Genomic DNA, 25,364 nt, shown 5'->3' with positions numbered 1-25,364 from the left:
GACATGTACGATCTGCTGTTCCGCACCGTCCTGAAGCGCCTCGATCCCGAGTTCGCGCATCATCTCGGCATGACTGCGATCCGCGTCATGGGATCCGCGCCGGTCGCGCCGTTCGTCCGCGCGCTCACGAAGCCGGATCCGTCGCTGCGCGTCGAGGCGCTGGGGCTCACGTTCCCGACGCCGTTCGGCATCGCCGCGGGCTTCGATAAGAACGCCGTCGGTGTGCGCGGGCTCGACGCGCTCGGCTTCGGCCACGTCGAGATCGGAACGGTCACCGCGATTCCGCAGCCCGGCAACCCCAAGCCGCGCCTGTTCCGCCTCGTCGCCGACCGCGGGCTCGTCAACCGGATGGGGTTCAACAACCTCGGCGCCGCGCAGGCCGCGAAGCGCATCGCGAAGCTGCGACGCAGGGGAGCGGTCGTCGGGGCGAACATCGGCAAGAGCCGCGTCGTCGAGGTGGACGATGCGGTCGCCGACTACGTGACGAGCGCCCGCAGTCTCGCGCCGCTCGCCGACTACCTGGCGGTCAACGTCTCTTCGCCGAACACCCCCGGGCTGCGCGGGCTGCAGGCAGTCGAGACGCTGCGCCCGCTGCTCGAAGCCGTGCGCGCAGCGGCCGGGGCGACGCCGCTGCTGGTCAAGATCGCGCCCGACCTGCCCGACGACGAGGTCACAGCCGTCGCGCTGCTCGCCGCAGAGCTGCGCCTGGACGGCCTCATCGCCACCAACACCACGATCTCTCGTGACGGCCTCGCGACCGATGACGCCGAGGTGGATCGCATGGGGGCGGGCGGGGTCTCCGGGCCGCCCGTGAAGGAGCGCTCGCTCGAGGTCCTGAAGCTCGTGCGCGGTGCAGTTGCGGATCCGTCGTTCTGCGTGATCTCGGTCGGCGGCGCGGAAACGCCGGACGACGTGCAGGAGCGGCTGGATGCGGGCGCAACGCTCGTCCAGGGGTACACCGGATTCATCTATCGCGGCCTGTTCTGGGCGCGCGAGATCAACCTCGGGCTGCGCTGAGCCGCGTCAGCCGCGCGGGTACTGACCGCGCTTGACCTGCGCCTTGGGCATGCGCATGAAGCGCATCTGGATGGAACGCATCGCCGCGTACCAACCGAGGCCCTTCTCACGACGGTCGCCCCACTTCTCGGCGGCCAGCTTCTTCACCCGACGGCTGAGGAAGAACATGTCGACGACCGCGAAGATGATGTACACCCACAGGCCGATGAACGCCCAGAACTGCATCGAGGCGGCCGGCATGAGCGAGAGCAGCAGCACGAGCACCATCATCGGCATGAGGAACTCCGACAGGTGCCAGCCGGCGTCGGTCCAGTCGCGCACGAAGCGGCGCTGCGGCCCCTTGTCGCGCGGGCCGAGGAAGCGCTCCTCGCCGTTGGCCATGCCGACGCGGGCCCGCTCCTGGCGCTCGCGCATCTCGCCGCGCGCGGCCTTCTTCGCATCCTTCGTCGTGGCGACGAGGGGACGCACGCGCTTCGCCTCCTGCTCGGCACGCGTCGGAGTGGCGCGTCCCTTACCGGTCTTCTGCGCCGGCGTGGCTGCGTCGTCGCTGGAAGGAGAAGCGTTCTTGGCCATCGGTAACCTCGGGTCGGGGAGCGTGAAGATCCCCCTAAGATTACCCGCATGAGTTCCACGGCACCTGACGGCACATTCTCCGCTGAGGACGAGGCCCTGCTCGAGGCGGTCGCGGGCGGCTTCCCCGCCGCGACCGGCGACCTCGGATCCCTCGTCAAGATCCCCGGCATCGCCTGGCCCGCGTTCGACCAGTCGCAGCTGGTCGCCAGTGCCGAGCGCGTCGCCGCGCTCGCTCGCGACACCGGGCTGTTCGACTCGGTCGACATCCACCGGGAGCCGGTCGACGACGGATCCGAGCTCGGCCAGCCGGGCGTGCTCGCCGTTCGACGCGCGCAGCCCGGCCGCCCCACGATCATGCTGTACGCGCACCACGATGTGCAGCCGCCCGGCGACGACGCGCTCTGGGAGACGCCTCCGTTCGAACCGACCGTGCGCGATGGGCGCATCTACGCGCGCGGCGCCGCCGACGACAAGGCCGGCATCATGACGCACATCGCGTCGCTGCGCGCGATCGCCGAGACCGTGGGATCCGACGACCTCGGGATCGGCATCGTGCTGTTCGTCGAGGGCGAGGAGGAGTACGGATCGCGCTCGTTCGCGAACTTCCTCGACGCGCACGCCGACGACATGCGCTCGGACGTGATCGTGGTCGCCGACTCCGGCAACCTCGACTCGGAGACCCCCGCGCTCACCGTGTCTCTGCGCGGGAACGCGAAGTTCCACCTCACGGTGCGCACGCTCGACCACGCCTCGCACTCCGGAATGTTCGGGGGAGCGGTGCCCGACGCCATGATGGCCGCGACGACGCTGATCGCCACGCTGTGGGACGAGAACGGATCCGTCGCCGTCGACGGTCTCGCGGTGCGAGACGCGGAGACGGCCGACTATTCCGAGGCGCAGCTGCGCGAGGAGACCGGGCTGCTCGACGGGGTGCGCCCCATCGGCGACGGGTCGCTGCTCGGGCGCATCTGGAACAAGCCCACCGTGACCGTCACCGGCATCGACTTCACCTCGGTCGCCTCCGCAAGCAACACCCTGTCGCCCGAGGTGACGATGGTGCTGAGCTGTCGCGTCGCGCCCGGCCAGTCCTCGGCCGGCGCGTACGCCGCCCTCGAGCGCCACCTGCGCGAGCACGCTCCGTTCGGTGCGCACCTGAGCTTTACCGACGTCGACCTCGGCGACAGCGTGCTCGTCGACACCGGCGGATGGGCGGTCGAGGCCGCGCGCAGTGCGCTCGCAGACGGATACGGGCGCGCAGCCGTGGACTACGGCATCGGCGGATCCATTCCGTTCATCTCGGACCTCGTCGAGCGATTCCCGGGCGCGCAGATCCTCGTCACGGGCGTTGAGGATCCGCATTCGCGGGCGCACAGCCCGAACGAATCGCTGCACATCGACACGTTCCGGAACGCCATCCGGTCGGAGGCCCTGCTCCTCGCACGACTGAACCGTCGCGCGCTGAGCCTCTGATCGGTGAGCACACGTAGGATGAAGACAGACCGCCGCACGCGGCGTACGACGCGAGAGGGAGCTTCACAATGACTGACACCACACTGACGGCCTCAGAAACCGACCACGCGCACGGCGTCAGCCTCACCGACGCGGCAGCCGGCAAGGTCAAGAGCCTGCTCGAGCAGGAGGGCCGCGACGACCTGCGTCTGCGGGTCGCCGTGCAGCCCGGCGGATGCTCGGGCCTGATCTACCAGCTCTATTTCGACGAGCGCTACCTCGACGGCGACGAGACGGTCGACTTCGACGGTGTCGAGGTCATCATCGACAACATGTCGGTGCCGTACCTCGACGGCGCGTCGATCGATTTCAAAGACACGATCGCCGAGCAGGGCTTCACGATCGACAACCCGAACGCGGGCGGCAGCTGCGCGTGCGGTGACAGCTTCCACTGATCAGCGATGAGAAACGCCCCGCATGCCCCGGCATGCGGGGCGTCTTTCGTTCCCGTGAATTTCGACGGACTGTCGAACTCGCTGGGCAAGTGGCATGAACTGCGTGTGCGCTTGCCATAGGATGAAGGAAGCCACATCCCTGTTTGAAAGGTGAGTTCGTGCCCTCGAAACGCCGAATCCGCTGGGCAGCGATCCCCGTGATCGCTGCCGCTGCAGTCGCACTTGCCGGCTGCACGCCCACCGAGCTCCATGGTTATCTCCCCGGCTTCGAGGAGTCGGGACAGCCTGCCACGGACCAGACCGAAGGAATCGCCTCTCTATGGGTCGGTTCCTGGGTCGTGCTTCTGCTGGTGGGAGTGATCACCTGGGGCCTCATGCTGTGGGCGATGGTCGTGTACCGCCGCCGCAAGGGGCAGACCGGCCTGCCCGTGCAGATGCGCTACAACATGCCGATCGAGATCTTCTTCACTGCGGTGCCGCTGATCCTCGTGATGGGCATGTTCGCCTTCACCGTGCGGGAGCAGACCGAGATCGAGCGGCCCTGGGCTGACGACGAGGTCGAGGTCGAGGTCTCCGCGATCGCGAAGCAGTGGGCGTGGGACTTCCAATACGACGGTGCCACCGCAGACGGCGAGCCCGTCTACACGATGGGCACGCAGGCCGAGGCGGCCGCGAACGGAGACGTCGATCAGGACGCGCTCCCGACGCTCGTACTGCCCGTCGACAAGAAGGTCACGATCGACCTGCAGTCGCGCGACGTCGTGCACTCGTTCTGGATCATCGACTTCTTGTACAAGAAGGACATGTACATCGGGCACGACAACTCGTGGTCGTTCATCCCGACCCGCGAAGGCCACTACGACGGCCGCTGTGCGGAGCTCTGCGGCGAGTACCACTCGCGCATGCTGTTCAACGTCGAGGTCGTGAGCGAGTCCGAGTACGAGCAATACCTCGCCGATCTCGAGGCGCAGGGCAACGTCGGCGACGTCAACGACGCATATGACCGTCTCCAGAACCTCACCGGCACTGACGGGGTTGCATCTGAGACCGAGGAAGGACACTGAGCATGGCCAGCCAGACGGCTTCGGCCCCGCTCCCTCCGCGGCAGGCTGCTCTTCTGAGCGGCTCGCGCACGGGCGAGAAGGGCAACATCGTTGTTCGGTGGATCACCTCCACCGACCACAAGACGATCGGGTACATGTACCTGATCTCGTCTGTGATCTTCTTCCTGCTGGGCGGAGTGATGGCGCTGTTGATCCGCGCCGAGCTCTTCGCCCCCGGGATTCAGATCGTCCCCACCGAGGAGCAGTACAACCAGCTGTTCACGATGCACGGCACCGTGATGCTCCTGATGTTCGCGACGCCGCTGTTCACGGGCTTCGCGAACGCGATTCTGCCGCTGCAGATCGGTGCGCCGGACGTCGCGTTCCCGCGCCTGAACGCCTTCGCGCTGTGGCTGTTCCTCTTCGGTTCGCTCATCGCGGTCGCCGGATTCCTCACGCCCCAGGGCGCGGCGTCCTTCGGCTGGTTCGCGTACCAGCCGCTCGCGAACGCCTCGTTCTCGCCGGGCGTCGGCGGCAACCTCTGGATGGTCGGCCTCGGCATCTCCGGTTTCGGAACGATCTTCGGTGCCGTGAACTTCATCACGACGATCATCACGATGCGCGCACCCGGCATGACGATGTGGCGCCTGCCGATCTTCTCGTGGAACACGCTCGTCACGAGCCTGCTGATCCTGATCGCGTTCCCGGTTCTCGCGGCGGCAATGCTGGCCGCGGCCAGCGACCGCATCTTCGGATCGCACGTCTACGACCCCGCGAACGGCGGCGTCCTGCTCTGGCAGCACCTGTTCTGGTTCTTCGGTCACCCCGAGGTGTACATCATTGCGCTGCCGTTCTTCGGCATCGTCTCGGAGATCTTCCCGGCATTCAGCCGCAAGCCGATCTTCGGGTACAAGACGCTCGTGTACGCCACGATCGCGATCGCGGCCCTGTCGGTCTCGGTGTGGGCGCACCACATGTATGTGACGGGCGGCGTCCTCCTGCCGTTCTTCGCCCTCATGACGATGCTCATCGCTGTTCCAACGGGTGTGAAGATCTTCAACTGGATCGGCACGATGTGGCGCGGATCGCTGACGTTCGAGACCCCGATGCTGTTCTCGCTCGGATTCCTCGTGTCGTTCGTGTTCGGCGGTCTCACCGGCGTGATCCTGTCGTCGCCGGCGCTCGACTTCCACCTCAGCGACTCGTACTTCGTCGTCGCCCACTTCCACTACGTCGTCTTCGGAACCGTCGTGTTCGCGATGTTCGCCGGGTTCTACTTCTGGTGGCCGAAGTGGACGGGGAAGATGCTCAACGAGCGCCTCGGATACGTGCACTTCTGGCTGCTGTTCATCGGCTTCCACATGACCTTCCTCGTGCAGCACTGGCTCGGCGTCGACGGCATGGTTCGTCGCTACGCCGACTGGGAGGAATCGACCGGTTGGGCGTGGGAGAACGAGCTGTCCACGGTCGGTTCGATGATTCTCGCCCTGTCGATGATTCCGTTCTTCCTGAACGTGTGGATCACGGCGCGCAAGGGCGCGAAGGTCACGGTCAACGACCCGTGGGGCTACGGAGGCTCGCTCGAGTGGGCCACGAGCTGCCCGCCGCCGCGACACAACTTCACGTCGATTCCGCGCATTCGCTCCGAGCGTCCCGCCTTCGACCTGAACCACCCCGAGTCGCTCGACGATTACGACCCGACGCGCGTTGCCGAGCCGGTTCTCGAGGGAGAGGCTAAGTAGATGAAGACCAATATCGTCATCTGGTGGATGCTCGCCGTATTCTTCTTCGTATGCTTCGCCGGGTATGCGGTGTGGAACATCGTCGACCACGGCGGCGTCGAATGGATCGGTACCGTCGTCTTCCTCTTCGCCGCCTTCATGACGGGCCTCATCGGCTTCTTCGTCACGGCACTGCACCGCGGCCAGAAGGGCGTTGAGCTGCCCGAGGACCGCCTCGACGTCGGCATCGACGACGCTGACCCCGAGGTCGGCGAGTTCGCCCCGTGGTCGTGGTGGCCGATCGTGCTGGCCGCAGCGCCCGCCGTCGGCGTGCTGGGGCTCGCGACGGCGCACTTCCTGTTGCCGCTCGCTGCCGCTCTGCTGGTCATCGGCCTCGTCGGATGGGTCTTCGAGTACTACCGCGGTAACTTCGCACGCTGAGTCATCGACGTCAGATTGACGGCCCCTGGGAATCACTCCCGGGGGCCGTTTTCTCTTGCCGCACACGGGCACGCCCGACGCCAGGGTGGGCAACGACGGACGGCCACCGCACGGGCGAGCGTGATGGAATGGAAGCAGAAAGAGCACGCAGCATCGACGGAGAATCATGGCTACACGCGCACCCAAGCCCGCCCAGTTCCAGCGCAATGCGCTCGCCCCCGGCCTGCTCGCGGCGATCGTGTTGTTTCTCGCACCCGTGCTGTTCCAGACGGAGTGGGCGAGCGTCGTGCTGTACGTCGCCGCGATCGGTGCTCTGATCGTCGCGTGGTTCGCGCTGCAGGCAGGTCAGTGGTGGTGGACGATTGTGTTCGCCGCTGTAGCTGTGCTGTGGAACCCGGTGTTCCCGTTCGCCTTCGACGGTGCCGCCTGGACGATTGCGCAGTTCGTCGCTGCCGTGGCGTTCCTCGCGGCGGGAGCGCTTGTCAAGGTGCCCCGCGAGTCCTAAAAGCTCAGTCCCTCAACCATCCCTGATAAACCTGCGGTCCCTCGGCTGAGCTGATCGCGTCGTGCCAATGGGTGAGCCAGCGGCGTCGGATCTCGGTTGGCGGCCATGGTGTCCGGCGGAGTTCGGGAGGAACGAGCGGGTCGTTGCGTAGTGCTGCGTCTAGGGCCCCGGCAAGGAAGAGCTGCCGAGCAAGCGGATCAGTCTCGTCATCGTCTGCGTCGAGCGCTGCGTCGAGCGCTGTATAGGATGTGACCGTGTCGTGGGCGGGCCAGAGCGCTTCGGTGATGGCGCGAGGTTCGGTCATTCCCCGCACGCTCATCGTGGTGGCTGTTGCGGTGACGAGGTAGCGTCCGACCTGTTCCGGGAGGAGTGGGGCGACGTCGTGGGGTGTGAGATAGAGGCCCGTGGAGATCGACGCGGCGCCGAGCGCTTGGACGTCGCGGCGGAAGGCGTCGCGGATCGCCCGTTCACTCTCGGGCGCGCCGAGCGCGAGCAGGTGCCAGTTGCCGTCCCATCCCGCGAGATCGGAATCTTGGCTGAAGGCGAGTTGGAGCCCGACCCGATCACGAGAGAGGCGCGCTCGCCCCGAGCTCGTCAACGCGATCGTGCCGCCACGTCCGCGTCCGACCTGCACGATGTCACCGGCGGCGATGAGGCGGCGAAGTGCAAGGCGAACGGGTTGGTCCTTGATGTGTACGAGGTTCGCGGTGTCGTACACGACGCCCAAGCTGGCATCCCCGTCGAAGGGTAAGAGCGCCTCAAGCAGTGTTCGGGGCGAGATGTGCGATGTCACCGGGCCAATTCCTTATCCATGACGATGTACTTGTCGAACCCGTAGACGAAGCCAAGGAGGCCAAGTGCCCCGCGGTCGACGGGCATATACCCGCGGCGGCGATAGAGCTTCTCGGCGCGGGGGTTGCGGTCGATGACTGACAGGCGCACCGCGGCGAGTCCACGATCTCGTGCGTACTGTTCTGCGGCATCGAGGAGCGCGGTACCGATGCCATCGCCTCGATGCGCCGAATCAACACAGATGCCGTCGAGAACGAGCAGCCGGTCCTTTTCTTGCCGGGCGAGAACGCTCAGCGCCAGCGATGCGCGCACCGCCTGCCCTCGAGGGAGTACCTGGCGCAGTGCCCGCCAGGAGAGATCCGCAGCGCCGGATCCGCGGTCGTAGTACCCGCAGACTCCGGCCACCGTGCCATCCACGCGAGCAACGAGCATCCGGTCCGCGCGCATCGCGGCGCGAACGACTCGCAGCCCTATGGCCTCATTGTTGAACGCTGGTCGGAGCTTCTGGTGGAACGCTTCCCAGTAGAGCGAACCAACGCGGGCGCGCTCGGCCTCGTTGAATCCGATGGCGATATCGCGTGCTTTCACAACTAAAGAGTATCATCTAAAGTACGAACGTGAAGAAAAAGAAAGTTTCTCGACGGGCTCTGACTATCGTCAGTATGATCGCCGCACTTGCTCTTGTTTCTGTGGGCGTGACAGTGGTGGGGAACGACTACCGTTTCGTGCAGGCGCCGATTCAGATTCCGGTCGGGCCTGGCCAACTGGAGGGCGTCCTGACCACGCCGCGCGACGGCGATGCCCGCGGCCTGGTGGTCATGGTGCACGGGGACGCCGCTGTCCAAGCAAACCCCGACGAGTTGTACTCGCCGTGGTTCGAAGGCGCGGCGGATGCGGGCTTCGCGACGCTGTCGTGGAGCAAGCCTGGGATAGGCGGATCGACCGGGAACTGGCTCGACCAGTCGATGGTCGACCGTGCCAACGAAGTCGCCGCCGTGGTCGACTGGGCTCGTCGCCAACCCGGGGTCCCGACCGAGAAGATCGTGCTGTGGGGTGCCAGCCAGGCCGGATGGGTTCTGCCGAAAGTGGTGGCTGAACGCGATGACATCGACGCAGTGGTCGCGGTCGGCACCGCGATCAACTGGCTCTCCCAAGGTCGCTACAACCTGCTCGCCGAACTCGACCACGACGGCGCAACCGGCGCGGAGCGAAAGCAGGCCAGCGCTGACAGCGATGCGATACGTAAGCTGCTCGAGCGCGGCGCGAGCTACGAGGAATACCGCATCGTTACCACCGAGGAATCACCGATGACGCCCGATCGGTGGGCCTTTGTGGCCCGAAACCATAACGTTGATGCCACCGCCGACCTGCGCGACGCTGCAGTCAGGAACATCCCTATCTTCTTGATGGCCGGTGAGTATGACCGCAACGTCGACATCATCGAGACCGAGACGGTGTATCGAGAGATGTTCGGGACTGACCTCACCGTCGAACACTTTGACGCCGTGCACTCGATGGCGCGGCCCGTCGTCGACGACAGCGACTTCGTCGGCCTGATCGTGGGAGTCTTCTGGCCCCGCGCGCTTCTCGCCCCGGGCGTCATCGACACCTATACGGCGTTCCTCAATGAGCTCGAGTAGGCCTCTTGACGCTGACGTCGCAGCTACTGCCCTGTGACGACGACCTGCACACAGAAACGGCTGTGGGCCCCGATCCTTTCGGATCGGGGCCCACAGCCGTAGGGGAGCGGGTCAGTGCTTGGTGTCGCCCGACTCGATCTCCGGGTGGCCACCGTCGCCGTGCTCGTGGAGCGCGTGCCGCTGGTGCTCGATCGCGGCCAGGTACTCCGCGTTCGTCAGGGGCTGCAGGCGGTCCTCGAAGAACCAGCGCGACATCGCTGCGCGGAACTTGCCCTTGATCTTGCCCTGGTCGTTCGGGCGCGGCACGTGCGGCTCGAAGGTCTCGTCGGCGACGAGCTTCCAGCGCTCGTACTCGTCGACGGGCTTGTGGACCTCCTGGTACTCACCGCCCGGCAGTCGGACGATGCGGCCCGACTCGAAGCCGTGCAGGACGATCTCGCGGTCCTTCTTCTGCAGTGCGATGCAGATGCGCTTCGTGATGAAGTACACGAACACCGTTCCGATGATCAGCAGGAACTGCAGCGCATGGATCACACCCTCCATCGTGAGATGGAAGTGCGTCGCGATGAGGTCGGACGAGGCCGCTGCCCACAGGACCGCGTAGAACCAGACGCCGGCGGCGCCGATCGCGGTGCGCGTCGCGGCGTTGCGCGGACGCTGGGCGAGGTGGTGCTCGCGCTTGTCGCCCGTGACCCACGCCTCGATGAACGGATAGATCGCGACGAGGATGATGAAGACCACCAGGACGACCAGCGGGATGAGCACACCCATCGGGTAGACCTTGCCGAAGATGGTGAAGTCCAGGTGCGGCGGCGCGAGGCGCAGCGCACCATCCGCGAAGCCGATGTACCAGTCGGGCTGCGTACCGGCCGAAACGGGGGAGGGGTCATACGGCCCATAGCCCCAGATCGGGTTGATCTGAACGAGAGACGCGATCAGCACGAGCGCACCGAAGACGATGAAGAAGAACCCACCCATCTTCGACATGTACACGGGCATCATCGGGTAGCCGACGACGTTCTTGTTCGTGCGGCCGGGGCCGGCGAACTGCGTGTGCTTGTTCACGATCATGAGCACGAGGTGCACCGCGATGAGTGCGATCACGATGAGCGGCAGGATCAGGATGTGCAGCGTGTACAGACGCCCGACGATCGCATCGCCCGGGAACTCTCCGCCGAACAGCATGTACGAGATCCAGGGGCCCGCGACGGGAACCGCCTTCACCATGCCGTCGATGATGCGCAGGCCGTTGCCGGAGAGCACGTCGTCAGGCAGCGAGTAACCGGTGAAGCCCTCGGCCATCGCGAGCACGAACAGGACGAATCCGACGACCCAGTTGAGCTCGCGCGGCTTGCGGAACGCGCCGGTGAAGAACACGCGCAGCATGTGGATGCCGATGCCCGCGACGAACGTCAGAGCAGCCCAGTGGTGCAGCTGACGCACGAGCAGGCCGCCGCGCAGGTCGAAGCTGATGCTCAGCGTCGACTCCATCGCAGCCGACATCGGGATTCCGCGCATGGGCGCGTATGCACCCGTGTAGTGCGTCTCGACCATGGATGCGTCGAAGAAGAACGTCAGGAAGGTGCCCGAGAGGAGCACCACGACGAACGACCAGAGCGCGATCTCGCCGAGCATGAACGACCAGTGGTCGGGGAAGACCTTACGGCCGAGCGCCTTGACGAGCCCGGACAGGCTCGTTCGCTCGTCGAGGTAGTTCGCCGTTGCGCCGACGAAGCGTCCGCCGAGCGGTGCCTTCTTCTCTTCGGTGGCGGTACTCAATGCATCTCCCAGAAGCTCGGGCCGACGGGCTCTTTGAAGTCGCTCTGCGCGATGAGGTAGCCCTCATCGTCGACGGCGATCGGCAGCTGCGGCAGCGGGCGCGACGCCGGACCGAAGATGACCTTCGCTTCGTCGGTGACGTCGAACTGCGACTGGTGGCAGGGGCACAGCAGGTGGTGCGTGTGCTGTTCGTACAGGGCGACAGGGCAGCCGACGTGCGTGCAGACCTTGGAATAGGCCACGATGCCGTCGTAAGACCAGTCCTTGCGCTCCTCGCGCTCGGTGAGGAGCTCAGGGCGCATGCGCACCATGAGCACCATGGCCTTCGCCTTCTCCTCGAGCAGACCGTCCGAGTGCGACAGTGCCGCCAGCTTCTCGGGGATCACGTGGAAGGCACTGCCGAGCGTGACGTCCGACGCCTTGATGCGCGTGCCGGAGGGGTCACGGGTGAGGTATTCGCCCTCCTCCCACATCGTCTGCTTGAGCAGCTCGGCGGGGGAGTAGTCGGGGTTGTGCGGCGCGAGGCCGCGGAAGAGCGTGACGCCCGGAATGATCGATGCGACGAGCGCGGCGAAGAGCGAGTTGCGGATCATCTTGCGACGACCGAAGCCCGACTCCTGGTCCGCCGTGCGGAACGCCTCGACGACCGCCTCGCGGGTGTCCTCGGATCCGCGCGTCGTGTGACGCTCCTCGACGTACTCCTTGTCGCTCATCAGCGTCTTCGACCAGTGGATCGCGCCGATGCCGATCGCGAGCAGCGCGAGAGCGATGCCGAGGCCGATGAACAGGTTGTTCTGACGGATCGAGACGAACTCCATGTCCTCGATCGGGAACAGCATGTACGCCGCAACGGCCCAGATGCTCGCCGCGACCGAGATGTAGAAGAGCGTGTAGATCGTGCGCTCAGCGCGCTTCTCCGCCTTGACATCGACATCCGTCAACCGCGCGCGGTGCGGGGGGAGACCCGGGTTCTGAATCGGGTCGTCGATCGATACGGCGAGACCCGAGGAAGGCTCATACGCCTTCACGGCACCCTTCGAATCGTCGTGTTCCATCGTGCTCCTTGTCACGTCATCCTCGTGCGACATGGTCAGTTCGACTTCGCTGTGATCCAGACGGCGACGGCGATGAGTCCGCCGATGCCGAAGATCCAGATGAACAGGCCCTCTGAAACGGGGCCGAGCGATCCGAGGGTGAACCCGCCGGGCGACGCCATCTCCTGCTGGTACAGCAGAGCCGAGATGATGTCGCGCTTGTCGTCCTCAGTGAGGTTCATGTTGCTGAACACCGGCATGTTCTGCGGGCCGGTGACCATTGCGGCGTAGATGTTCAGCGCGGACGTGTCCATGATGTCCGGCGCGAACTTGCCCTCGGTGAGGGCACCGCCCGCTGCGGCCACGTTGTGGCACATCGCGCAGTTGATGCGGAACAGCTCGGCGCCGTGCGACACGTCGCCCCGGCCGTCGAGCACGGTCTCTGCCGGGTATGCCGGGCCAGGTGCGATCGACTCGACGTACGCGGCCAGCGCCTGGGTCTGCTCGTCCGTGAACTGGACGGGCTTCTCGGCGGCCTGCGGGCCCTGCATCTGCATGGGCATGCGGCCGGTCGACACCTGGAACTCGACCGCGAGCGCACCGACGCCGTGAAGCGCGGGGCCAGCGGAGGATCCTTCGAGATCCATGCCGTGGCAGGTAGCGCAGTTCGCCTGGAACAGCTTCTCGCCCTCGTCGACGCTCGCGGTGATGGGCGTGGCCTCATCGGTGGCGGCGACGGCGGCTGATGCTCCTGCGTAGATTCCGCCGGTCATCAGGAGTCCGACTCCGATGAGGATCCCTGCTGCGAGCGGGCTGCGACGACCTCGCGCGCGACGCTTCAATTTCTCTCGTGCCATGACGGTGGTGTTGCTCCGCTCTTACTGAAGGAAATAGATGACGGCGAAGAGGGCGATCCAGACGACGTCGACGAAGTGCCAGTAGTACGACACGGCGACGGCCGTCGTTGCCTCCTTGTGCGTGAACCGCTTGACCGCGAACGCGCGACCGAGCGTCGTGAGGAACGCGATGAGGCCGCCCGTGACGTGCAGGGCGTGGAAGCCCGTCGTCAGGTAGAAGGCCGAGCCGTACGGGTCACTGCTGATCGAGATGCCCTCGGCGACGAGCTGCGCGTACTCCCAGACCTGGCCACAGACGAAGATCGCGCCGAGCGCGAACGTCATCCAGAACCACGGGATCATGCCGAGCGACTTCCAGCCCTGACCCTTGATGGTGTGGGGCTGCAGGCGCTCTGCCGCCCAGACGCCGAACTGACACGTCACCGACGAGAGAACGAGGATGACAGTGTTGACGAACGCGAACGGAACGTTGAGGAGCTGAGTCTGCTCTTCCCAGAGGCCGGGGGAGGTGCTGCGGATCGTGAAGTAGATCGCGAACAGTCCCGCGAAGAACATCACCTCCGAGCCGAGCCACACGATCGTGCCGACGGCGACGGAATCGGGGCGCTTCACCGTTCTGGGCGCAGGGGTGTAGGTAGCTGAGGTCGTCACTCTTCCATTATGGCCGATAAACCCGCAGGATTTTTGCACGAGCGCCCGAGGCAGAGGGGCGGCGCACCTATGCTCCTGCCGCGAATGTCCGATGTCCGGAGTGAGAAAGGGCAGGTCAGCCCACGAGAATTGAACACTCCGCGGCGCCGCGGCGGAGGGCCGGTGTGACTTCTACAGCGTGTCGATAAATGTGGTCTGCTCTAACCTGGCGTGTATGACGCAACCGACTTGGCCTGAAGTTCTTTCCGCCGCGGTGTCCGGCACCGACCTGACCGTCTCGCAGGCGGCGTGGGCGATGCGACAGGTCATGCGGGGCGAGGCGACGGGCGCGCAGCTCGGCGGACTGCTGATGGCACTTCGCGCGAAGGGCGAGTCGGTCGCCGAGGTCATCGGCTTCCGCGACGCGATCCTCGACGCTGCGGTGCCGCTGTCCGTCGATCCGAACGTGCTCGACATCGTCGGCACGGGAGGCGATCGGTACGGAACGGTGAACATCTCCTCGACCGCGTCGATCATCGTCGCCGCCACCGGGATCCCGGTCGTCAAGCACGGCAATCGCGCGGTGAGCTCGAAGGCGGGCGCATCGGACGTCCTCAGCGAGCTGGGGATCGACCTGCGGCTCTCGCCTGAGGCGGTCGCCCGTGTGCTCGACGAGGCGGGGATCACGTTCGCGTGGGCCGCGGCTTTCCACCCCGGCTTCAAGCATGCGGCGCCGGTGCGTGCCGAGCTGGGCGTGCCCACGGCGTTCAACTTCCTCGGCCCACTCGTGAACCCGGCCCGCGCTGAGGCGAACGCAGTCGGCGTCGCATCTCTCGATGTGGTGCCCATCATCACCGGCGTGTTCCGCACGCGCGGTGCGACGGCCCTCGTGTTCCGTGGCGAGGACGGGCTCGACGAGCTCACCACGACGGGTTACAGCCGGATCTGGCAGATCACGAACGGCGACATGCACGAGTTCGACATTCACCCGCGCGACCTCGGCATGCCTACGGCCACGATCGACGACCTGCTCGGCGGTTCGCCCGCCGAGAACGCCGCGACGCTCCGCCGCACCCTCGCGGGCGAGTCGGGGCCCGTTCGTGACGTGGTACTGCTCAACGCGGCGGCGGGCATCGTCGCGTATCGCCTCTCACAGGATCCGGCGCAGGCCGATCGCAATATGATTCAGCGGCTCGTCGAGGCCCGCGATGCCGCGGCCGCGGCTATCGACGAGGGGCTCGCCACGGCGAAGCTCGACGCGTGGGTCGCGGCGTCGGGTCGTGCCGGGCAGGAGTAAATCCACCTCCCCGTCAGATTCGGATCGTACGATGGGCGGCAAGCTGATGAGGGGACACCGCGAATGATGGCTTGGCTCGTACCTGTTCTGATCGTCGTTGCGGTCATCGTGATCGCCGGCATCTACCTGTGGGCGACATATAACTCGCTCGTATCTCTCGGCACGCGCGTCGAAGAGGCATGGAGCGGCATCGACGTGCAGCTGAAGCGCCGCGCCGATCTGATCCCGAACCTCATCGAGACGGTCAAGGGATACGCCGCGCACGAGAAGACCGTGCTCGAGAACGTCACGAAGGCGCGCTCCGAGGTGCTGGCCGCGGATGGACCGCGCTCCGCGGGCGCCGCCGAAGGCCACCTGCAGCAGGCGCTCAAGGGGCTCTTCGCGGTTGCCGAGGACTACCCGGCCCTGCAGGCGAGCCAGAACTACCTGCAGCTGCAGCGCGAGCTCGTCGACACCGAGGACAAGATCCAGGCGTCGCGCCGGTTCTACAACGGCGGCACCCGCGAGTTGAACATCAAGATCAAGCAGTTCCCGAACAACCTGTTCTCGCGCGGGCTCGGGTTCGAGGAGCGCGACTTCTTCGAGGCCGACGACGCCGCGGCGCTGCGTCAACCGCCGCGCGTGCAGTTCTGATCGTCGTTCGCAGGCACGGCGCGGGAATACAATCGCAGAGATGAGCGAGCACACCGGCAGGCGACGCGGTCTGTTCGGGGGCGCGCCGCGAGCCGCGGAACCCGCGCAGGTCGAAGTTCCAGTGCGCTCGCAGGTGCCGCGGCCGCTCCGGATCGCCGCCGCGTACGGGTGGCGCCTGCTCGTGATCGCCGCCGTCGTCGCGCTGTTCGTCTGGCTGGTGATCCAGTTCAAGATCATCGTCGTGCCCGTGCTTGTTGCGATTCTGCTCACCGCGCTGCTGTGGCCGAGCTTCGAGTGGATGCTCGCGAAACGCGTGCCGAGGTTCGTCGCGATCGTGGTGTCGCTCGTGGCGACGATCGCGATCGTCACCGGACTCGTCTGGCTCGTCATCTGGCAGGTCTCCGAGCAGTGGATGGTCGTTCGCGACCGCGCGATCGATCGCTGGGCCGAGCTGCAGGAATGGGTCCTGACCGTCGGCATCCTGCCGGACGAGGTCGTCAACGAGGTCGTGGGCTTCGTGTCCGACTTCGTGAGCACGCAGAGCGATCTGCTGCTGAGCGGCGTCGTCTCGCTCGGATCGACGATCGGCCACGTCGGCGCGGGAGCGCTGCTCGCCTTCTTCACGCTCGTCTGCCTGCTCTTCGACGGCGAAGGGATCTGGCGCTGGACCACGAAGCTCTTCCCGCGCCAGGCCCGCGTCGCCGTCGACCGTGCCGCGCGCAACGGCTGGGCCACGCTGATCAGCTACGCCCGCACGCAGATCTTCGTCGCCTCGATCGACGGCATCGGCATCGGTGTCGGCGCCGCGATCCTCGGCGTGCCGCTCGCGATTCCGATCGGCGTCACCGTGTTCCTCGCGTCGTTCGTGCCGTTCCTGGGCGCGATCGTCTCGGGCGCCTTGGCGGTGCTGATCGCGCTCGCGTACAACGGGCCGTTCATCGCGCTGTTGATGCTGCTCGTCGTGCTGCTGGTGCAGCAGGTCGAGAGCCACGTTCTGCAGCCTCTCATCATGGGCGCCGCCGTGAAGGTGCACCCGCTCGCGGTGGTGCTCGTGGTGATGGCCGGCACGATGGCCGGGGGCATCCCGGGCGCCCTGTTCGCGGTTCCGCTCGCGGCGTTCGTGAACGTCGTCGCCGTCACGCTGACGACGGGATCCTGGCGTACGGGCCACGTTCCCGAGAACGACTTGATATGGAAGACCGAGCCCCGTTCGATCGGGCGCTCTGATCCCGAGGAGAATGAATGACCCACGCCGAGATGCCGACGCTCGCCGAGTTCGAGGAAGCAGCGGAAGGGCTCGCGCCCGTCATTGAGCGCACGCCGATTCAGCAGTCGCAGCACCTCAGCGACCTCCTCGGCGAGAAGGTCGTCCTGAAGCTCGAGAACCTCCAGCGCACGGGATCGTTCAAGGTTCGCGGGGCGACGCACCGTCTGTCGCGTCTCACGGCCGAGGAGCGTGCCCGCGGCGTCGTCGCGGCATCGGCGGGCAACCACGCGCAGGGCGTCGCGCTCGCAGCGCAGCAGCTCGGTATCCGCGCGACGATCTACATGCCGCTCGGCGTGCCCGTTCCGAAGCTGCTCGCGACGCGCGGTTACGGCGCGGAAGTGGTGCTCGCGGGTGACGGCGTCGAGGTCGGCCTGCAGATGGCGCAGGAGCACGCGGAGCGCGACGGCGCGATCCTGATCCACCCCTATGACCACCGCGACATCATCGTCGGACAGGGAACGCTCGGCCTCGAGCTGATGGATCAGGCGCCGGAGATCGAGACGATCGTCGTCGGCATCGGCGGCGGAGGGCTCATCGCCGGCGTCGCGGCAGCGGCGAAGGCGAAGGCACGCGCTCAGGGCGAGGGCCGCGACGTGCACATCATCGGCGTGCAGGCCGAGAACGCCGCGGCGTACCCGGTCTCGCTCGAGGCGGGGCACCCGATGACCATCACGGTCGAGCCGACGATCGCCGACGGCATCAAGGTCGTGCGCCCGGGAGATGTGCCGTTCGAGATGATCCGCGACCTTGTCGATGAGGTCGTGACGGTGTCGGAGGACGACATCGCGCGTGCGCTGCTCGCCCTGCTGGAGCGCACGAAGCTCGTCGTCGAGCCGGCGGGTGCGGTCGGCGTCGCGGCGATCATGGCGGGCAAGATCCGCGCCAAGGGCCCGGCCGGCGTGATCCTGTCGGGCGGCAACATCGATCCGCTGCTCATGCAGCGCATCGTCGCGCACGGCCTCGCGGCCGCGGGCCGATACCTGACGGTGCTCATTCCGCTGCCGGATCGTCCGGGGCAGCTCGTGCAGGTCTCCGAGACGCTCGCCCAGGCGGGTGCGAACGTGATCGAGGTCATGCATACGCGCCACGGGCAGGGGATCCAGATCAGCGAGGTCATGCTGCAGGTGTCGGTCGAGACGCGCGGCGAGGAGCACCGTCACATCGTTCTCGAGGCGCTGCGCTCGGCGGGATTCCGCCCGCAGGTCATGCAGGACTGACCGCTCGCACCACGGACGAAGAAGGGCCGGCCGAGAGTGATCGGCCGGCCCTTCGGTGCGTCTGTGTTCAGCCCTCGAACGTCTCCACGGCGACGATCTCGACGGGGATGCTCTTGCCGTTCGGGGCCTCGTAGGACCCCTTCTCGCCGACCTTCATATCGATGATGGCCGAGCCGAGCGGGCTCACCTCGCTGTAGACGTCGAGGTCGGTGCCGCCGGCGATCTCTCGACTGCCCAGGAGGAATCGCTCTTCGTCGCCGAGGATGAGGGCGGTGATGACGGTGCCGGGGCGCACGACGCCGTCGGCCTCGGGCGCCTCGCCGATCTCGGCGTCGCGCAGGATCGCGGCGAGCTGTCTGATGCGCGCCTCCTGCTTGCCCTGCTCGTCCTTCGCGGCGTGGTACCCGCCGTTCTCCTTGAGGTCGCCCTCTTCGCGTGCGGCCTCGATGCGCTTTGCGATCTCCTCGCGGCCCACCGTCGACAGCTGCTCATGCTCGGCAGCGAGTCGGTCGTATGCTTCCTGCGTCAGGAAGGGCACATTCTCGTCAGACACGTTGATTCTCCTTACACAGATCACGGGGATCCGAGAGGTCAGTATCCGACCTAACTTACCGGAGCACGCAGCTGTTCACGTAACCCGTCGTCGCCGTGTCCAGGGTGCGCACGGACCGCACGTAATCATTCGTGACGGATCCCGTCGGCGGCAGCTCGACGACCTGCCAGCCGACCTTCCCGAAGTCTTCGTCCAGGGCCTCGAGCACGCATACGACCGGCTCATCGTGGGCGGAGGTGATGCGGAAGCTCACCTCGGTCTCGCTGTCGGAGACGACGGTGAAGCCCAGGTCGTCGACGTCGACGTTCTTGCCCGTCTCGCTGAAGTACGACCAGAAGTACAGCACCGCGACCAGGGCCGCGACCGCGGCAACCACCGAGATCCAGATCCGGACAGTGCGCCGACTCGTGCGACCGTATCGGTCGTCGAGCTGCTCCTTGGTCGTCACGAGGACCTCTCAGGCAGGGGAGGAATAGGGTGGTGGTTCAAGGTTAGCCGCCCAATCTCGGGAGAAGCTCGATGCACATCCTCGCCGCCGTTCGCACGGGACTCTTGGAAACCCCGGTTCCGACGCCGACGGTCAAGCCCGAGGACGTGACGCCGGGCCCGTACGGATTCCTCATCGTGGCGCTGCTCGCGGTCGTCGTGGTGCTGCTCGCCATCGACATGCTGCGGCGCATCCGTCGGGTCAAATACCGCGCCGAGGTGCAGGAGATGCTGGACGCGGAGGAGGCGGCGGCATCCGAGTCCGACGCTGGCGCCGATGGCGCACCCGCGGCCGACGCGGAGCCGAACGAAACGGGTCCTACAGACCCGCGTTGAACGGCGGGTCGATCGCGAGCAGCAGCGCGCCGGCCCAATGGCAGAGGAATGCCATCACGGTGCACACGTGGAAGAGCTCGTGGAACCCGAAGTGATTCGGCCAGGGGTTCGGCCGCTTCATCGCGTACATGACGGCGCCGAGAGAGTAGAGCAGGCCGCCGACGACAACGAGGATCATCATCGCGAGGTTCGCCCGGAACAGCGCCGGCATGTACATCACGGCCGCCCAGCCGAGCGCGAGGTAGAGCGCGACGTACAGCCAGCGCGGCGCGCCGATCCACAGTACGCGGAAGAGGATCCCGAGGATCGCGCCGCCCCATACGCAGGCGAGGAGGATCGCGCCGTCGCGCGGGGGGAGGGCCAGTACTCCGATCGGCGTGTAGGTGCCCGCGATCAGGAGCAGGATGTTGGCGTGGTCGATCCGCTTGAGCACGCCCTTCACCTTCGGCCCCCAGTCGAAGCGGTGGTATACGGCGGAGTTGCCGAAGAGCAGCAACGACGACAGCGTGAACACGGCGGAGGCCCACTTCGCTGGCGCGCCCTCGGCGAGGACGATCAGTACGATGCCCGCCACGAGGGCGACGGGGACGGTGCCTGCGTGGATCCAACCGCGCCAGCTCGGCTTCGCCTCGGCGAGGGGCTGTTCCGCTTCGATGAGGGGGAGTCGCGGCATGGGGGCGTCGGTGTCCGACGGGTGATCGGAGGATCGGGGGGCCATTCGTCGAGCCTACGCGGCGAGGTATTCTCCCTGCGACACATGACGCCTCAGTTCACGCGTCGCGCATGCGGGCGCGGTATCGTCTTCGAGTGATGAACAGCTCGCGATCGAATGAGGGGACAGGGCCTCTTTATCGCCTCTATGCGTCGCGTCTGCGTCGCCAGATCGATCTGGAGCGGGTGCCGAACCACGTCGCGATGATGATCGATGGCAACAGGCGCTGGGCGCGGCAGCTGGGATTCGAATCGCCGGCTCACGGCCATCGCGCGGGCGCGAGCAAGATGGTCGAGTTCCTCGGCTGGTGCGACGACATCGGGGTCGACATCGTCACGCTCTACCTGCTCTCGAACGACAACGTCGTCAAGCGTGACCAGGCCGAGCTGCAGGATCTCATCGAGATCATCGCGGGGCTCGCGGGTCGGCTGTCGCGCCGCGGCGATTGGCGTGTGCAGCATGTGGGGCGCGAGGACAACCTCCCCGAGCATCTGCTCGAGGCGCTGCGCGATGCGGCGGATCTCACGCGCGACAACACGGGTCTGCACGTCAACCTCGCGGTCGGATACGGCGGTCGGTACGAGATCGTCGACGCCGTGCGCAAGATCATCCAGAAGCATGATGACCGGGGCGGCACGCTCGAGGAGCTCGCTTCGAGCCTCACTCCCGAAGTCATCGGCGAGCACCTCTACACCGGCGGGCAGCGGGATCCGGACCTCGTGATCCGCACGTCGGGCGAACAGCGGCTCAGCGACTTCCTGCTGTGGCAGAGCGCCCACAGCGAGTTCTATTTCGTGGAGGCGCTCGGTCCCGACCTCCGCGAGGTCGACTTCCTGCGCGCGATCCGCGACTACGCGACGAGAGACCGCCGCTTCGGCAAGTGAACGCCGAGTGAAATCGGCGGCGGCTCCTTCCGAATGGCACCGATGTGATTTACCGTCGAGTCATCGGGCAGAGCGCTCGATCGGGTCGGCCTTCGGATCGCGACTCGTGGCCCACAGGTCGACTCGAGAAAACGGGCGGCAGCCCGGTGAACGGGAGTGTGGGTCGTGACCGACGTCACCATGAAGGCCACCGAAGCGGGCGAGAACGCGAGCTCTGAGAGCGACACGGCGCTGCGCACGTACGTGCTCGACACCTCCGTGCTCCTGAGCGATCCGCGGGCGCTGTTCCGCTTCGCCGAGCATGCGGTCGTCATCCCGATCGTTGTGATCACGGAGCTTGAGAACAAACGTCACGACCCGGAGATCGGCTACTTCGCGCGACAGGCGCTGCGCTATCTCGACGAGATGAGGGTCGAGCACGGGCGTCTCGACTTCGCGGTGCCGACCGCATCGGGCGGCACCGTCCGCGTCGAGCTGAACAGCAGCGACGCGTCGGTTCTGCCGTCCGGCATGCGCGGCGGCGGCAACGACACGCGGATCCTCGCAGTCGCCGCCAACCTTGCGGACGACGGCAGCTGGGTCACGGTCGTGTCGAAGGATGTGCCGATGCGCGTCAAGGCCGCGGCGCTCGGGATCACTGCGGAGGAGTACCTCGCCGAGCAGGCCGTCGACTCGGGGTGGACGGGGCTCGCCTCGCTCTCGGTATCGGGTGACGAGATGAGCGACCTGTACGAGGCGGAGGTCGCCTCGCACGAGGACGCGATCGGGCTGCCGACGAACACGGGACTGGTGATCGAATCGGAGCGGGGATCGGCCCTCGGACGGGTAACCGGCGGCGATGGCGAGTTCCGCCTCGTGCGCGGCGACCGAGACGTGTTCGGGCTGCGGGGTCGGTCGGCTGAGCAGCGGCTCGCGCTCGACCTCCTCCTCGATCCCACTGTCGGCATCGTGTCGCTCGGCGGACGCGCGGGCACCGGCAAGTCGGCGCTCGCGCTGTGCGCGGGCCTGGAAGCGGTGCTGGAACGGCAGCAGCAGAAGCGGATCATCGTGTTCCGCCCGCTGTTCGCCGTCGGCGGCCAGGAACTCGGCTACCTGCCGGGCGACCAGGGCGAGAAGATGAACCCGTGGGGCCAGGCCGTCTACGACACGCTCGGATCCGTCGTCTCCGAGAACGTGCTCGACGAGGTGATGCAGCGCGGGATCCTCGAGGTTCTACCGCTGACGCACATCCGCGGGCGCTCCCTGCACGACGCATTCGTCGTCGTGGACGAGGCGCAGTCGCTCGAGCGCAACGTGCTGCTGACGGTGCTCAGCCGCATCGGCCAGAACTCGAAGGTCGTGCTGACCCACGACGTGCAGCAGCGCGACAACCTGCGTGTCGGGCGCCACGATGGGGTCGCGAGCGTCATCGAGACGCTCAAGGGCCACGGCCTGTTCGGGCACGTCACGCTCACACGCTCCGAGCGCAGCGAGATCGCGGCGCTCGTCACGTCGCTGCTGGAGGGTGACGAGCTGTCGTAGGAACGAAACGGTGGGGGCGGCGGATCCGATGATCCGCCGCCCCCACCGTCGTTACGAGGTCAGGCCTCCTCGGCAGGATTCTCCCGCTCGCGCTTGCGGCGCGTGAGGATCGCGAATCCGCCGGCGACGAGCGCGCCGGCGCCCGCCAGCAGGCCGCCGACGACGCTGCCGCCCGTGGGGCTCAGGGGCCCGCCGGGAGCAGGGCTTCCGGTCGGAGACGGGGTCGGTGCGGCGGTCGGCGACGCGGTGGGCGAGGGAGCGGCGGGCGCGGCCGTGGGGGAGGCGCTGGGGGTCGCACTGGGCGAGGGCGCGGGGCTCGCTGTCGGCGATGCCGTGGGCGTCGGAGACGGCGCCTGCGTCGGGCTCGGCGTCGGCGTGGGTGTCGGCCGGGCGATCGGCAGGACCTGCACGACCGCGGGGCGCGGCACCGACGCCGAGCCGCCGACCGATGCGAGCGGGGCGTCCTTCATCGCATCGGGGAACTGCGAGGTGGGCGCCTCATAGGATCCGTCCTCGCCCGGGTGCTGAACGGCGACGAAGACGTGCCACTCGTCGTCGTGGATGACGGGACCGCAGGTCTCCGCCTCGCGCGGCACGGAGAGGAACTGCTCGACCTTGCCGCGCTCGGGCCCCTCGAGCGCGACGCGGAAGAGGCCATCGTTGTAGCCGATCGTGCCCGGCTGGCCGTCGGTGGAGATCCACAGGTTTCCGACGGAGTCGAAGGCGACGTTGTCGGGGCAGGAGATCGGCGAGACCTGGTCGGCAGGGAATCCCGAGAAGTAGGTCGCGCCGTTCTGAGCCGGGTCGCCCGCGACGAGCAGGAGGTTCCAGCCGAACGTCGTCGCCGTCTGGTCGCCGTGGGCCTCCGTGATCTCCACGATGTGGCCATCACGGTTCTCGGTGCGCGGGTTCACCTCGTCGGCGGCGGGATCGCCATCGACGCCCCGCTGGGTGTTGTTGGTGCACGCGACATACACGCGGCCAGTGATCGGGTTCGGTTCGACGTCCTCGGGACGGTCCATCTTCGTCGCGCCCACCTTGTCGGCGGCGAGCCGTGTGTGGACGAGCACCTCGTCGATCGACATGCCATCGATGACCGACTCGCCGTTGCGCGTGAGCGGGATCCATTCTCCCGTCCCGTCGAATGCGCCGTCGGACGGCACGGCGCCCGAGCCGTCGATCTCGGCCTCGGGGGAGTTCCCCGCGAATCGCGCGACGAAGAGGTCGCCGTTCTCGAGGAGAGTGGTGTTGTGCGCGCGGTCGCCGTCGATGAATGCGTCGCGCGAGACGAACTTGTAGAGGTAGTCGAAGCGCTCATCGTCGCCCATGTAGGCGACGGCCCGGCCGTCAGAGGCGAGGATCACGTTCGCGCCCTCGTGCTTGAAGCGACCCATTGCGGTGTGCTTGCGCGGCGTCGACGTCGGATCCGTCGGATCGATCTCGACGATCCAGCCGAAGTGGTTCACCTCGTTCTCGAAGCCCGCGTTTCGCGCATCGAAGCGCGGATCGAGCTCCTCCCACCCGCGCACGGTCGGTTCGTCCGCGAGGCCGTAGCGCGCGTCCTGCTCGGAGGTGCCAGTAGTGCGGAAGTAACCGTTGAAGTTCTCTTCGCCGGAGAGGATCGTGCCCCACGGGGTCGTGCCGCCGGCGCAGTTTCCGAACGTTCCGAGGGCGGTCGTGCCGTCGGAAGAGACGGACGTGCGCAGCAGCTCGGATCCTGCGGCGGGGCCCGTGAAGGCATATGCGGTGTCGTCGAGGAACCGGCGGTTGAGGGGCGCACCGACGACGGGCGTCCAGGGGGCGGTTTCGTCGTCGCGGACCAGCTCGACCACGCTCAGGCCGTGCGCCTTGAGCCCGACTCCGCGCACGCGTTCGAGGTCGTTCTCGAGCTGGTCGGCGGGGAACATGATCGACTCGTTCGTGTACTCGTGGTTCACGAAGAGGATCGCCGTCGTTGCGGACGTGCGGATGATGTCGGTGTAGTCGACGTTGTAGCCGAACTGGCGCGCCTGTGCGGCGGCCGTCTGATTCGACGTGTCGAACGCCGGGCTGTCGGCGAAGAGCGGGTCGCCCCAGCGCAGAATCGGCGTCCAGTCGAAGCCCTCGGGAACGGCGAACGTGTCGACCGTGTGGGCGACGGGCGCGATCGGCGTGAAGCCGAACGCCCCGGTCTGGCCGACGGGAACCGCGGGAGCCGCGGCGGCTGCGGCGCTGGATCCGCCCGTGAGGGCCGGGGCGAGCACGATGGCCGCGGCGCCGGCCGCTCCGAATCCGAGCAGCGCCCGGCGCGACAGCTGCGCGTCGACGATATCGCGGAAGTAGGAGTTGGAGGAGGTGTTGCACACGCCCTTCGCACAGGCGTTATTGCACTTCAACTGGCACGTGACGGCGCTGCGCTTTCCCTTGACGTGCTGGGCCATGGGCAGGATCGTGCGTCCGAGATTGATCGTCATGCGGGCTCCTAGTCGAGGTCGGTGGCTCCCACGACGCAGCGCGGAGCCCTCGACATCAGCCCATCGACT

26 protein-coding genes are annotated in these 25,364 nt (G+C 66.9%); 15 read left to right on the top strand and 11 right to left on the bottom strand.

From position 1 onward, the window contains the following. The first annotated feature begins 3 nt into the window (after positions 1–3). Positions 4–1,017 carry a quinone-dependent dihydroorotate dehydrogenase gene (locus G510_RS0101760; RefSeq protein ID WP_029152191.1) on the top strand — a complete coding sequence of 338 codons (1,014 nt, stop codon included), beginning with the start codon at positions 4–6 and terminating at the stop codon, positions 1,015–1,017. 6 nt (positions 1,018–1,023) lie between these two features. Here G510_RS0101760 and G510_RS0101755 read toward each other — a convergent pair whose 3' ends face one another. Continuing rightward, on the bottom strand, positions 1,024–1,590 hold the full coding sequence (locus G510_RS0101755) for a DUF3043 domain-containing protein (RefSeq protein WP_029152190.1): 567 nt from the start codon (positions 1,588–1,590) through the stop codon (positions 1,024–1,026). A gap of 48 nt (positions 1,591–1,638) precedes the next feature. Here G510_RS0101755 and G510_RS0101750 point away from each other — a divergent pair, with 48 nt between their 5' ends. The 6 genes from G510_RS0101750 to G510_RS0101725 all read left to right on the top strand — a co-directional run bounded on the left by G510_RS0101750 (position 1,639) and on the right by G510_RS0101725 (position 7,204). Beyond that, positions 1,639–3,060, top strand: coding sequence for a dipeptidase (locus tag G510_RS0101750; protein WP_029152189.1), 1,422 nt, complete (start codon positions 1,639–1,641; stop codon positions 3,058–3,060). Between the two features lie 68 nt (positions 3,061–3,128). Then, a complete protein-coding gene (gene erpA / locus G510_RS0101745) occupies positions 3,129–3,494 on the top strand; it encodes an iron-sulfur cluster insertion protein ErpA (RefSeq protein ID WP_029152188.1) in 366 nt (121 codons plus the stop codon). A gap of 158 nt (positions 3,495–3,652) precedes the next feature. Beyond that, positions 3,653–4,558: an aa3-type cytochrome oxidase subunit II gene (gene ctaC, locus G510_RS0101740; RefSeq protein WP_029152187.1), complete on the top strand. Its 906-nt coding sequence runs from the start codon at positions 3,653–3,655 to the stop codon at positions 4,556–4,558. A 2-nt stretch (positions 4,559–4,560) separates the two neighbouring features. After that, positions 4,561–6,279, top strand: a complete 1,719-nt coding sequence (ctaD, locus tag G510_RS14995) for an aa3-type cytochrome oxidase subunit I (protein ID WP_051216154.1) — start codon at positions 4,561–4,563, stop codon at positions 6,277–6,279. After that, a complete protein-coding gene (gene ctaF, locus G510_RS0101730; RefSeq protein WP_029152186.1) occupies positions 6,280–6,699 on the top strand; it encodes an aa3-type cytochrome oxidase subunit IV in 420 nt (139 codons plus the stop codon). A gap of 166 nt (positions 6,700–6,865) precedes the next feature. Further along, entirely contained in the window at positions 6,866–7,204 is a 339-nt protein-coding gene (locus tag G510_RS0101725; RefSeq protein WP_029152185.1) for a DUF6804 family protein, read from the top strand. Positions 7,205–7,208: 4 nt separating this feature from the next. On the opposite strand, the gene G510_RS0101720 is transcribed toward G510_RS0101725, so the two are convergent. Continuing rightward, positions 7,209–7,997: a PaaX family transcriptional regulator gene (locus G510_RS0101720; protein ID WP_036321472.1), complete on the bottom strand. Its 789-nt coding sequence runs from the start codon at positions 7,995–7,997 to the stop codon at positions 7,209–7,211. After that, positions 7,994–8,584: a GNAT family N-acetyltransferase gene (locus G510_RS0101715; RefSeq protein ID WP_029152183.1), complete on the bottom strand. Its 591-nt coding sequence runs from the start codon at positions 8,582–8,584 to the stop codon at positions 7,994–7,996. Before G510_RS0101715 ends, G510_RS0101720 begins: the two co-directional genes overlap by 4 nt. Positions 8,585–8,613: 29 nt before the next feature. Between G510_RS0101715 and G510_RS0101710 the strand changes: the two genes are divergently transcribed. Further along, positions 8,614–9,636 (top strand): alpha/beta hydrolase family protein, encoded by a 1,023-nt coding sequence (locus G510_RS0101710; RefSeq protein WP_245563208.1) that lies wholly within the window; start codon positions 8,614–8,616, stop codon positions 9,634–9,636. A gap of 111 nt (positions 9,637–9,747) precedes the next feature. Here G510_RS0101710 and qcrB read toward each other — a convergent pair whose 3' ends face one another. From qcrB to ctaE, 4 genes are read right to left on the bottom strand one after another with little or no spacing between them, the layout of a single operon-like run. Then, positions 9,748–11,415, bottom strand: coding sequence for a cytochrome bc1 complex cytochrome b subunit (gene qcrB, locus G510_RS14990; protein WP_084644145.1), 1,668 nt, complete (start codon positions 11,413–11,415; stop codon positions 9,748–9,750). Further along, a complete protein-coding gene (qcrA, locus tag G510_RS0101700) occupies positions 11,412–12,470 on the bottom strand; it encodes a cytochrome bc1 complex Rieske iron-sulfur subunit (protein ID WP_084644156.1) in 1,059 nt (352 codons plus the stop codon). The genes qcrB and qcrA overlap by 4 nt, the downstream gene beginning before the upstream one ends. A gap of 35 nt (positions 12,471–12,505) precedes the next feature. Then, positions 12,506–13,306, bottom strand: a complete 801-nt coding sequence (gene qcrC, locus G510_RS0101695) for a cytochrome bc1 complex diheme cytochrome c subunit (protein ID WP_029152180.1) — start codon at positions 13,304–13,306, stop codon at positions 12,506–12,508. A gap of 21 nt (positions 13,307–13,327) precedes the next feature. Further along, on the bottom strand, positions 13,328–13,957 hold the full coding sequence (gene ctaE / locus G510_RS0101690) for an aa3-type cytochrome oxidase subunit III (protein ID WP_029152179.1): 630 nt from the start codon (positions 13,955–13,957) through the stop codon (positions 13,328–13,330). A gap of 214 nt (positions 13,958–14,171) precedes the next feature. On the opposite strand from ctaE, the gene trpD reads away from it, so the two are divergent. The 4 genes from trpD (at position 14,172) to ilvA (ending at position 18,350) form a co-directional block, all read left to right on the top strand. After that, a complete protein-coding gene (trpD, locus tag G510_RS0101685; protein WP_029152178.1) occupies positions 14,172–15,233 on the top strand; it encodes an anthranilate phosphoribosyltransferase in 1,062 nt (353 codons plus the stop codon). A gap of 66 nt (positions 15,234–15,299) precedes the next feature. Next, positions 15,300–15,866 carry a LemA family protein gene (locus G510_RS0101680; protein WP_029152177.1) on the top strand — a complete coding sequence of 189 codons (567 nt, stop codon included), beginning with the start codon at positions 15,300–15,302 and terminating at the stop codon, positions 15,864–15,866. 40 nt (positions 15,867–15,906) lie between these two features. Further along, positions 15,907–17,112 carry an AI-2E family transporter gene (locus G510_RS14985; RefSeq protein ID WP_084644144.1) on the top strand — a complete coding sequence of 402 codons (1,206 nt, stop codon included), beginning with the start codon at positions 15,907–15,909 and terminating at the stop codon, positions 17,110–17,112. Continuing rightward, a complete protein-coding gene (ilvA, locus tag G510_RS0101670) occupies positions 17,109–18,350 on the top strand; it encodes a threonine ammonia-lyase (RefSeq protein ID WP_029152176.1) in 1,242 nt (413 codons plus the stop codon). Before G510_RS14985 ends, ilvA begins: the two co-directional genes overlap by 4 nt. Positions 18,351–18,417: 67 nt before the next feature. Here ilvA and greA read toward each other — a convergent pair whose 3' ends face one another. Together greA and G510_RS0101660 are read right to left on the bottom strand one after the other, a co-directional pair. Then, a complete protein-coding gene (gene greA / locus G510_RS0101665; protein WP_029152175.1) occupies positions 18,418–18,903 on the bottom strand; it encodes a transcription elongation factor GreA in 486 nt (161 codons plus the stop codon). A gap of 55 nt (positions 18,904–18,958) precedes the next feature. Continuing rightward, positions 18,959–19,351 (bottom strand): DUF4307 domain-containing protein, encoded by a 393-nt coding sequence (locus tag G510_RS0101660; RefSeq protein WP_029152174.1) that lies wholly within the window; start codon positions 19,349–19,351, stop codon positions 18,959–18,961. Positions 19,352–19,422: 71 nt separating this feature from the next. On the opposite strand from G510_RS0101660, the gene G510_RS14980 reads away from it, so the two are divergent. After that, complete coding sequence (locus G510_RS14980; RefSeq protein ID WP_051216148.1) at positions 19,423–19,725, top strand: hypothetical protein; 303 nt, start codon at positions 19,423–19,425, stop codon at positions 19,723–19,725. On the opposite strand, the gene trhA is transcribed toward G510_RS14980, so the two are convergent. Next, positions 19,709–20,398 carry a PAQR family membrane homeostasis protein TrhA gene (gene trhA, locus G510_RS0101650; protein ID WP_029152173.1) on the bottom strand — a complete coding sequence of 230 codons (690 nt, stop codon included), beginning with the start codon at positions 20,396–20,398 and terminating at the stop codon, positions 19,709–19,711. The two genes, G510_RS14980 and trhA, sit on opposite strands and share 17 nt — an antisense overlap. A 137-nt stretch (positions 20,399–20,535) precedes the next feature. Here trhA and G510_RS0101645 point away from each other — a divergent pair, with 137 nt between their 5' ends. Together G510_RS0101645 and phoH2 are read left to right on the top strand one after the other, a co-directional pair. Continuing rightward, a complete protein-coding gene (locus tag G510_RS0101645; RefSeq protein ID WP_029152172.1) occupies positions 20,536–21,321 on the top strand; it encodes an isoprenyl transferase in 786 nt (261 codons plus the stop codon). 180 nt (positions 21,322–21,501) lie between these two features. After that, positions 21,502–22,842 carry an RNA 5'-3' helicase PhoH2 gene (gene phoH2 / locus G510_RS0101640; RefSeq protein ID WP_029152171.1) on the top strand — a complete coding sequence of 447 codons (1,341 nt, stop codon included), beginning with the start codon at positions 21,502–21,504 and terminating at the stop codon, positions 22,840–22,842. Positions 22,843–22,901: 59 nt separating this feature from the next. Here phoH2 and G510_RS14975 read toward each other — a convergent pair whose 3' ends face one another. Further along, complete coding sequence (locus tag G510_RS14975; protein ID WP_084644143.1) at positions 22,902–25,295, bottom strand: PhoX family protein; 2,394 nt, start codon at positions 25,293–25,295, stop codon at positions 22,902–22,904. Positions 25,296–25,364 lie beyond the last annotated feature (69 nt).

The sequence above is a fragment of the Microbacterium gubbeenense DSM 15944 genome (genome assembly GCF_000422745.1).
Classification (GTDB): domain Bacteria; phylum Actinomycetota; class Actinomycetes; order Actinomycetales; family Microbacteriaceae; genus Microbacterium; species Microbacterium gubbeenense.
The sequence above is the reverse complement of the archived record's forward strand: the minus strand, read 5'-3'. Positions and strand labels throughout refer to the sequence as shown.

Excerpts from the sequence above, each read along its gene's own strand:
- trpD (WP_029152178.1), top strand. The coding sequence starts at position 14,172 with ATGACGCAACCGACTTGGCCTGAAGTTCTTTCCGCCGCGGTGTCCGGC.
- ctaF (WP_029152186.1), top strand. The coding sequence starts at position 6,280 with ATGAAGACCAATATCGTCATCTGGTGGATGCTCGCCGTATTCTTCTTC.
- G510_RS0101725 (WP_029152185.1), top strand. The coding sequence starts at position 6,866 with ATGGCTACACGCGCACCCAAGCCCGCCCAGTTCCAGCGCAATGCGCTC.
- phoH2 (WP_029152171.1), top strand. The coding sequence starts at position 21,502 with ATGAAGGCCACCGAAGCGGGCGAGAACGCGAGCTCTGAGAGCGACACG.
- G510_RS14985 (WP_084644144.1), top strand. The coding sequence starts at position 15,907 with ATGAGCGAGCACACCGGCAGGCGACGCGGTCTGTTCGGGGGCGCGCCG.
- G510_RS14975 (WP_084644143.1), bottom strand. The coding sequence starts at position 25,295 with ATGACGATCAATCTCGGACGCACGATCCTGCCCATGGCCCAGCACGTC.
- G510_RS0101755 (WP_029152190.1), bottom strand. The coding sequence starts at position 1,590 with ATGGCCAAGAACGCTTCTCCTTCCAGCGACGACGCAGCCACGCCGGCG.
- G510_RS0101760 (WP_029152191.1), top strand. The coding sequence starts at position 4 with ATGTACGATCTGCTGTTCCGCACCGTCCTGAAGCGCCTCGATCCCGAG.
- qcrA (WP_084644156.1), bottom strand. The coding sequence starts at position 12,470 with ATGGAACACGACGATTCGAAGGGTGCCGTGAAGGCGTATGAGCCTTCC.
- G510_RS14980 (WP_051216148.1), top strand. The coding sequence starts at position 19,423 with ATGCACATCCTCGCCGCCGTTCGCACGGGACTCTTGGAAACCCCGGTT.
- trhA (WP_029152173.1), bottom strand. The coding sequence starts at position 20,398 with ATGCCGCGACTCCCCCTCATCGAAGCGGAACAGCCCCTCGCCGAGGCG.
- G510_RS0101645 (WP_029152172.1), top strand. The coding sequence starts at position 20,536 with ATGAACAGCTCGCGATCGAATGAGGGGACAGGGCCTCTTTATCGCCTC.
- erpA (WP_029152188.1), top strand. The coding sequence starts at position 3,129 with ATGACTGACACCACACTGACGGCCTCAGAAACCGACCACGCGCACGGC.
- ctaD (WP_051216154.1), top strand. The coding sequence starts at position 4,561 with ATGGCCAGCCAGACGGCTTCGGCCCCGCTCCCTCCGCGGCAGGCTGCT.
- G510_RS0101750 (WP_029152189.1), top strand. The coding sequence starts at position 1,639 with ATGAGTTCCACGGCACCTGACGGCACATTCTCCGCTGAGGACGAGGCC.
- qcrC (WP_029152180.1), bottom strand. The coding sequence starts at position 13,306 with ATGGCACGAGAGAAATTGAAGCGTCGCGCGCGAGGTCGTCGCAGCCCG.
- ilvA (WP_029152176.1), top strand. The coding sequence starts at position 17,109 with ATGACCCACGCCGAGATGCCGACGCTCGCCGAGTTCGAGGAAGCAGCG.
- G510_RS0101680 (WP_029152177.1), top strand. The coding sequence starts at position 15,300 with ATGGCTTGGCTCGTACCTGTTCTGATCGTCGTTGCGGTCATCGTGATC.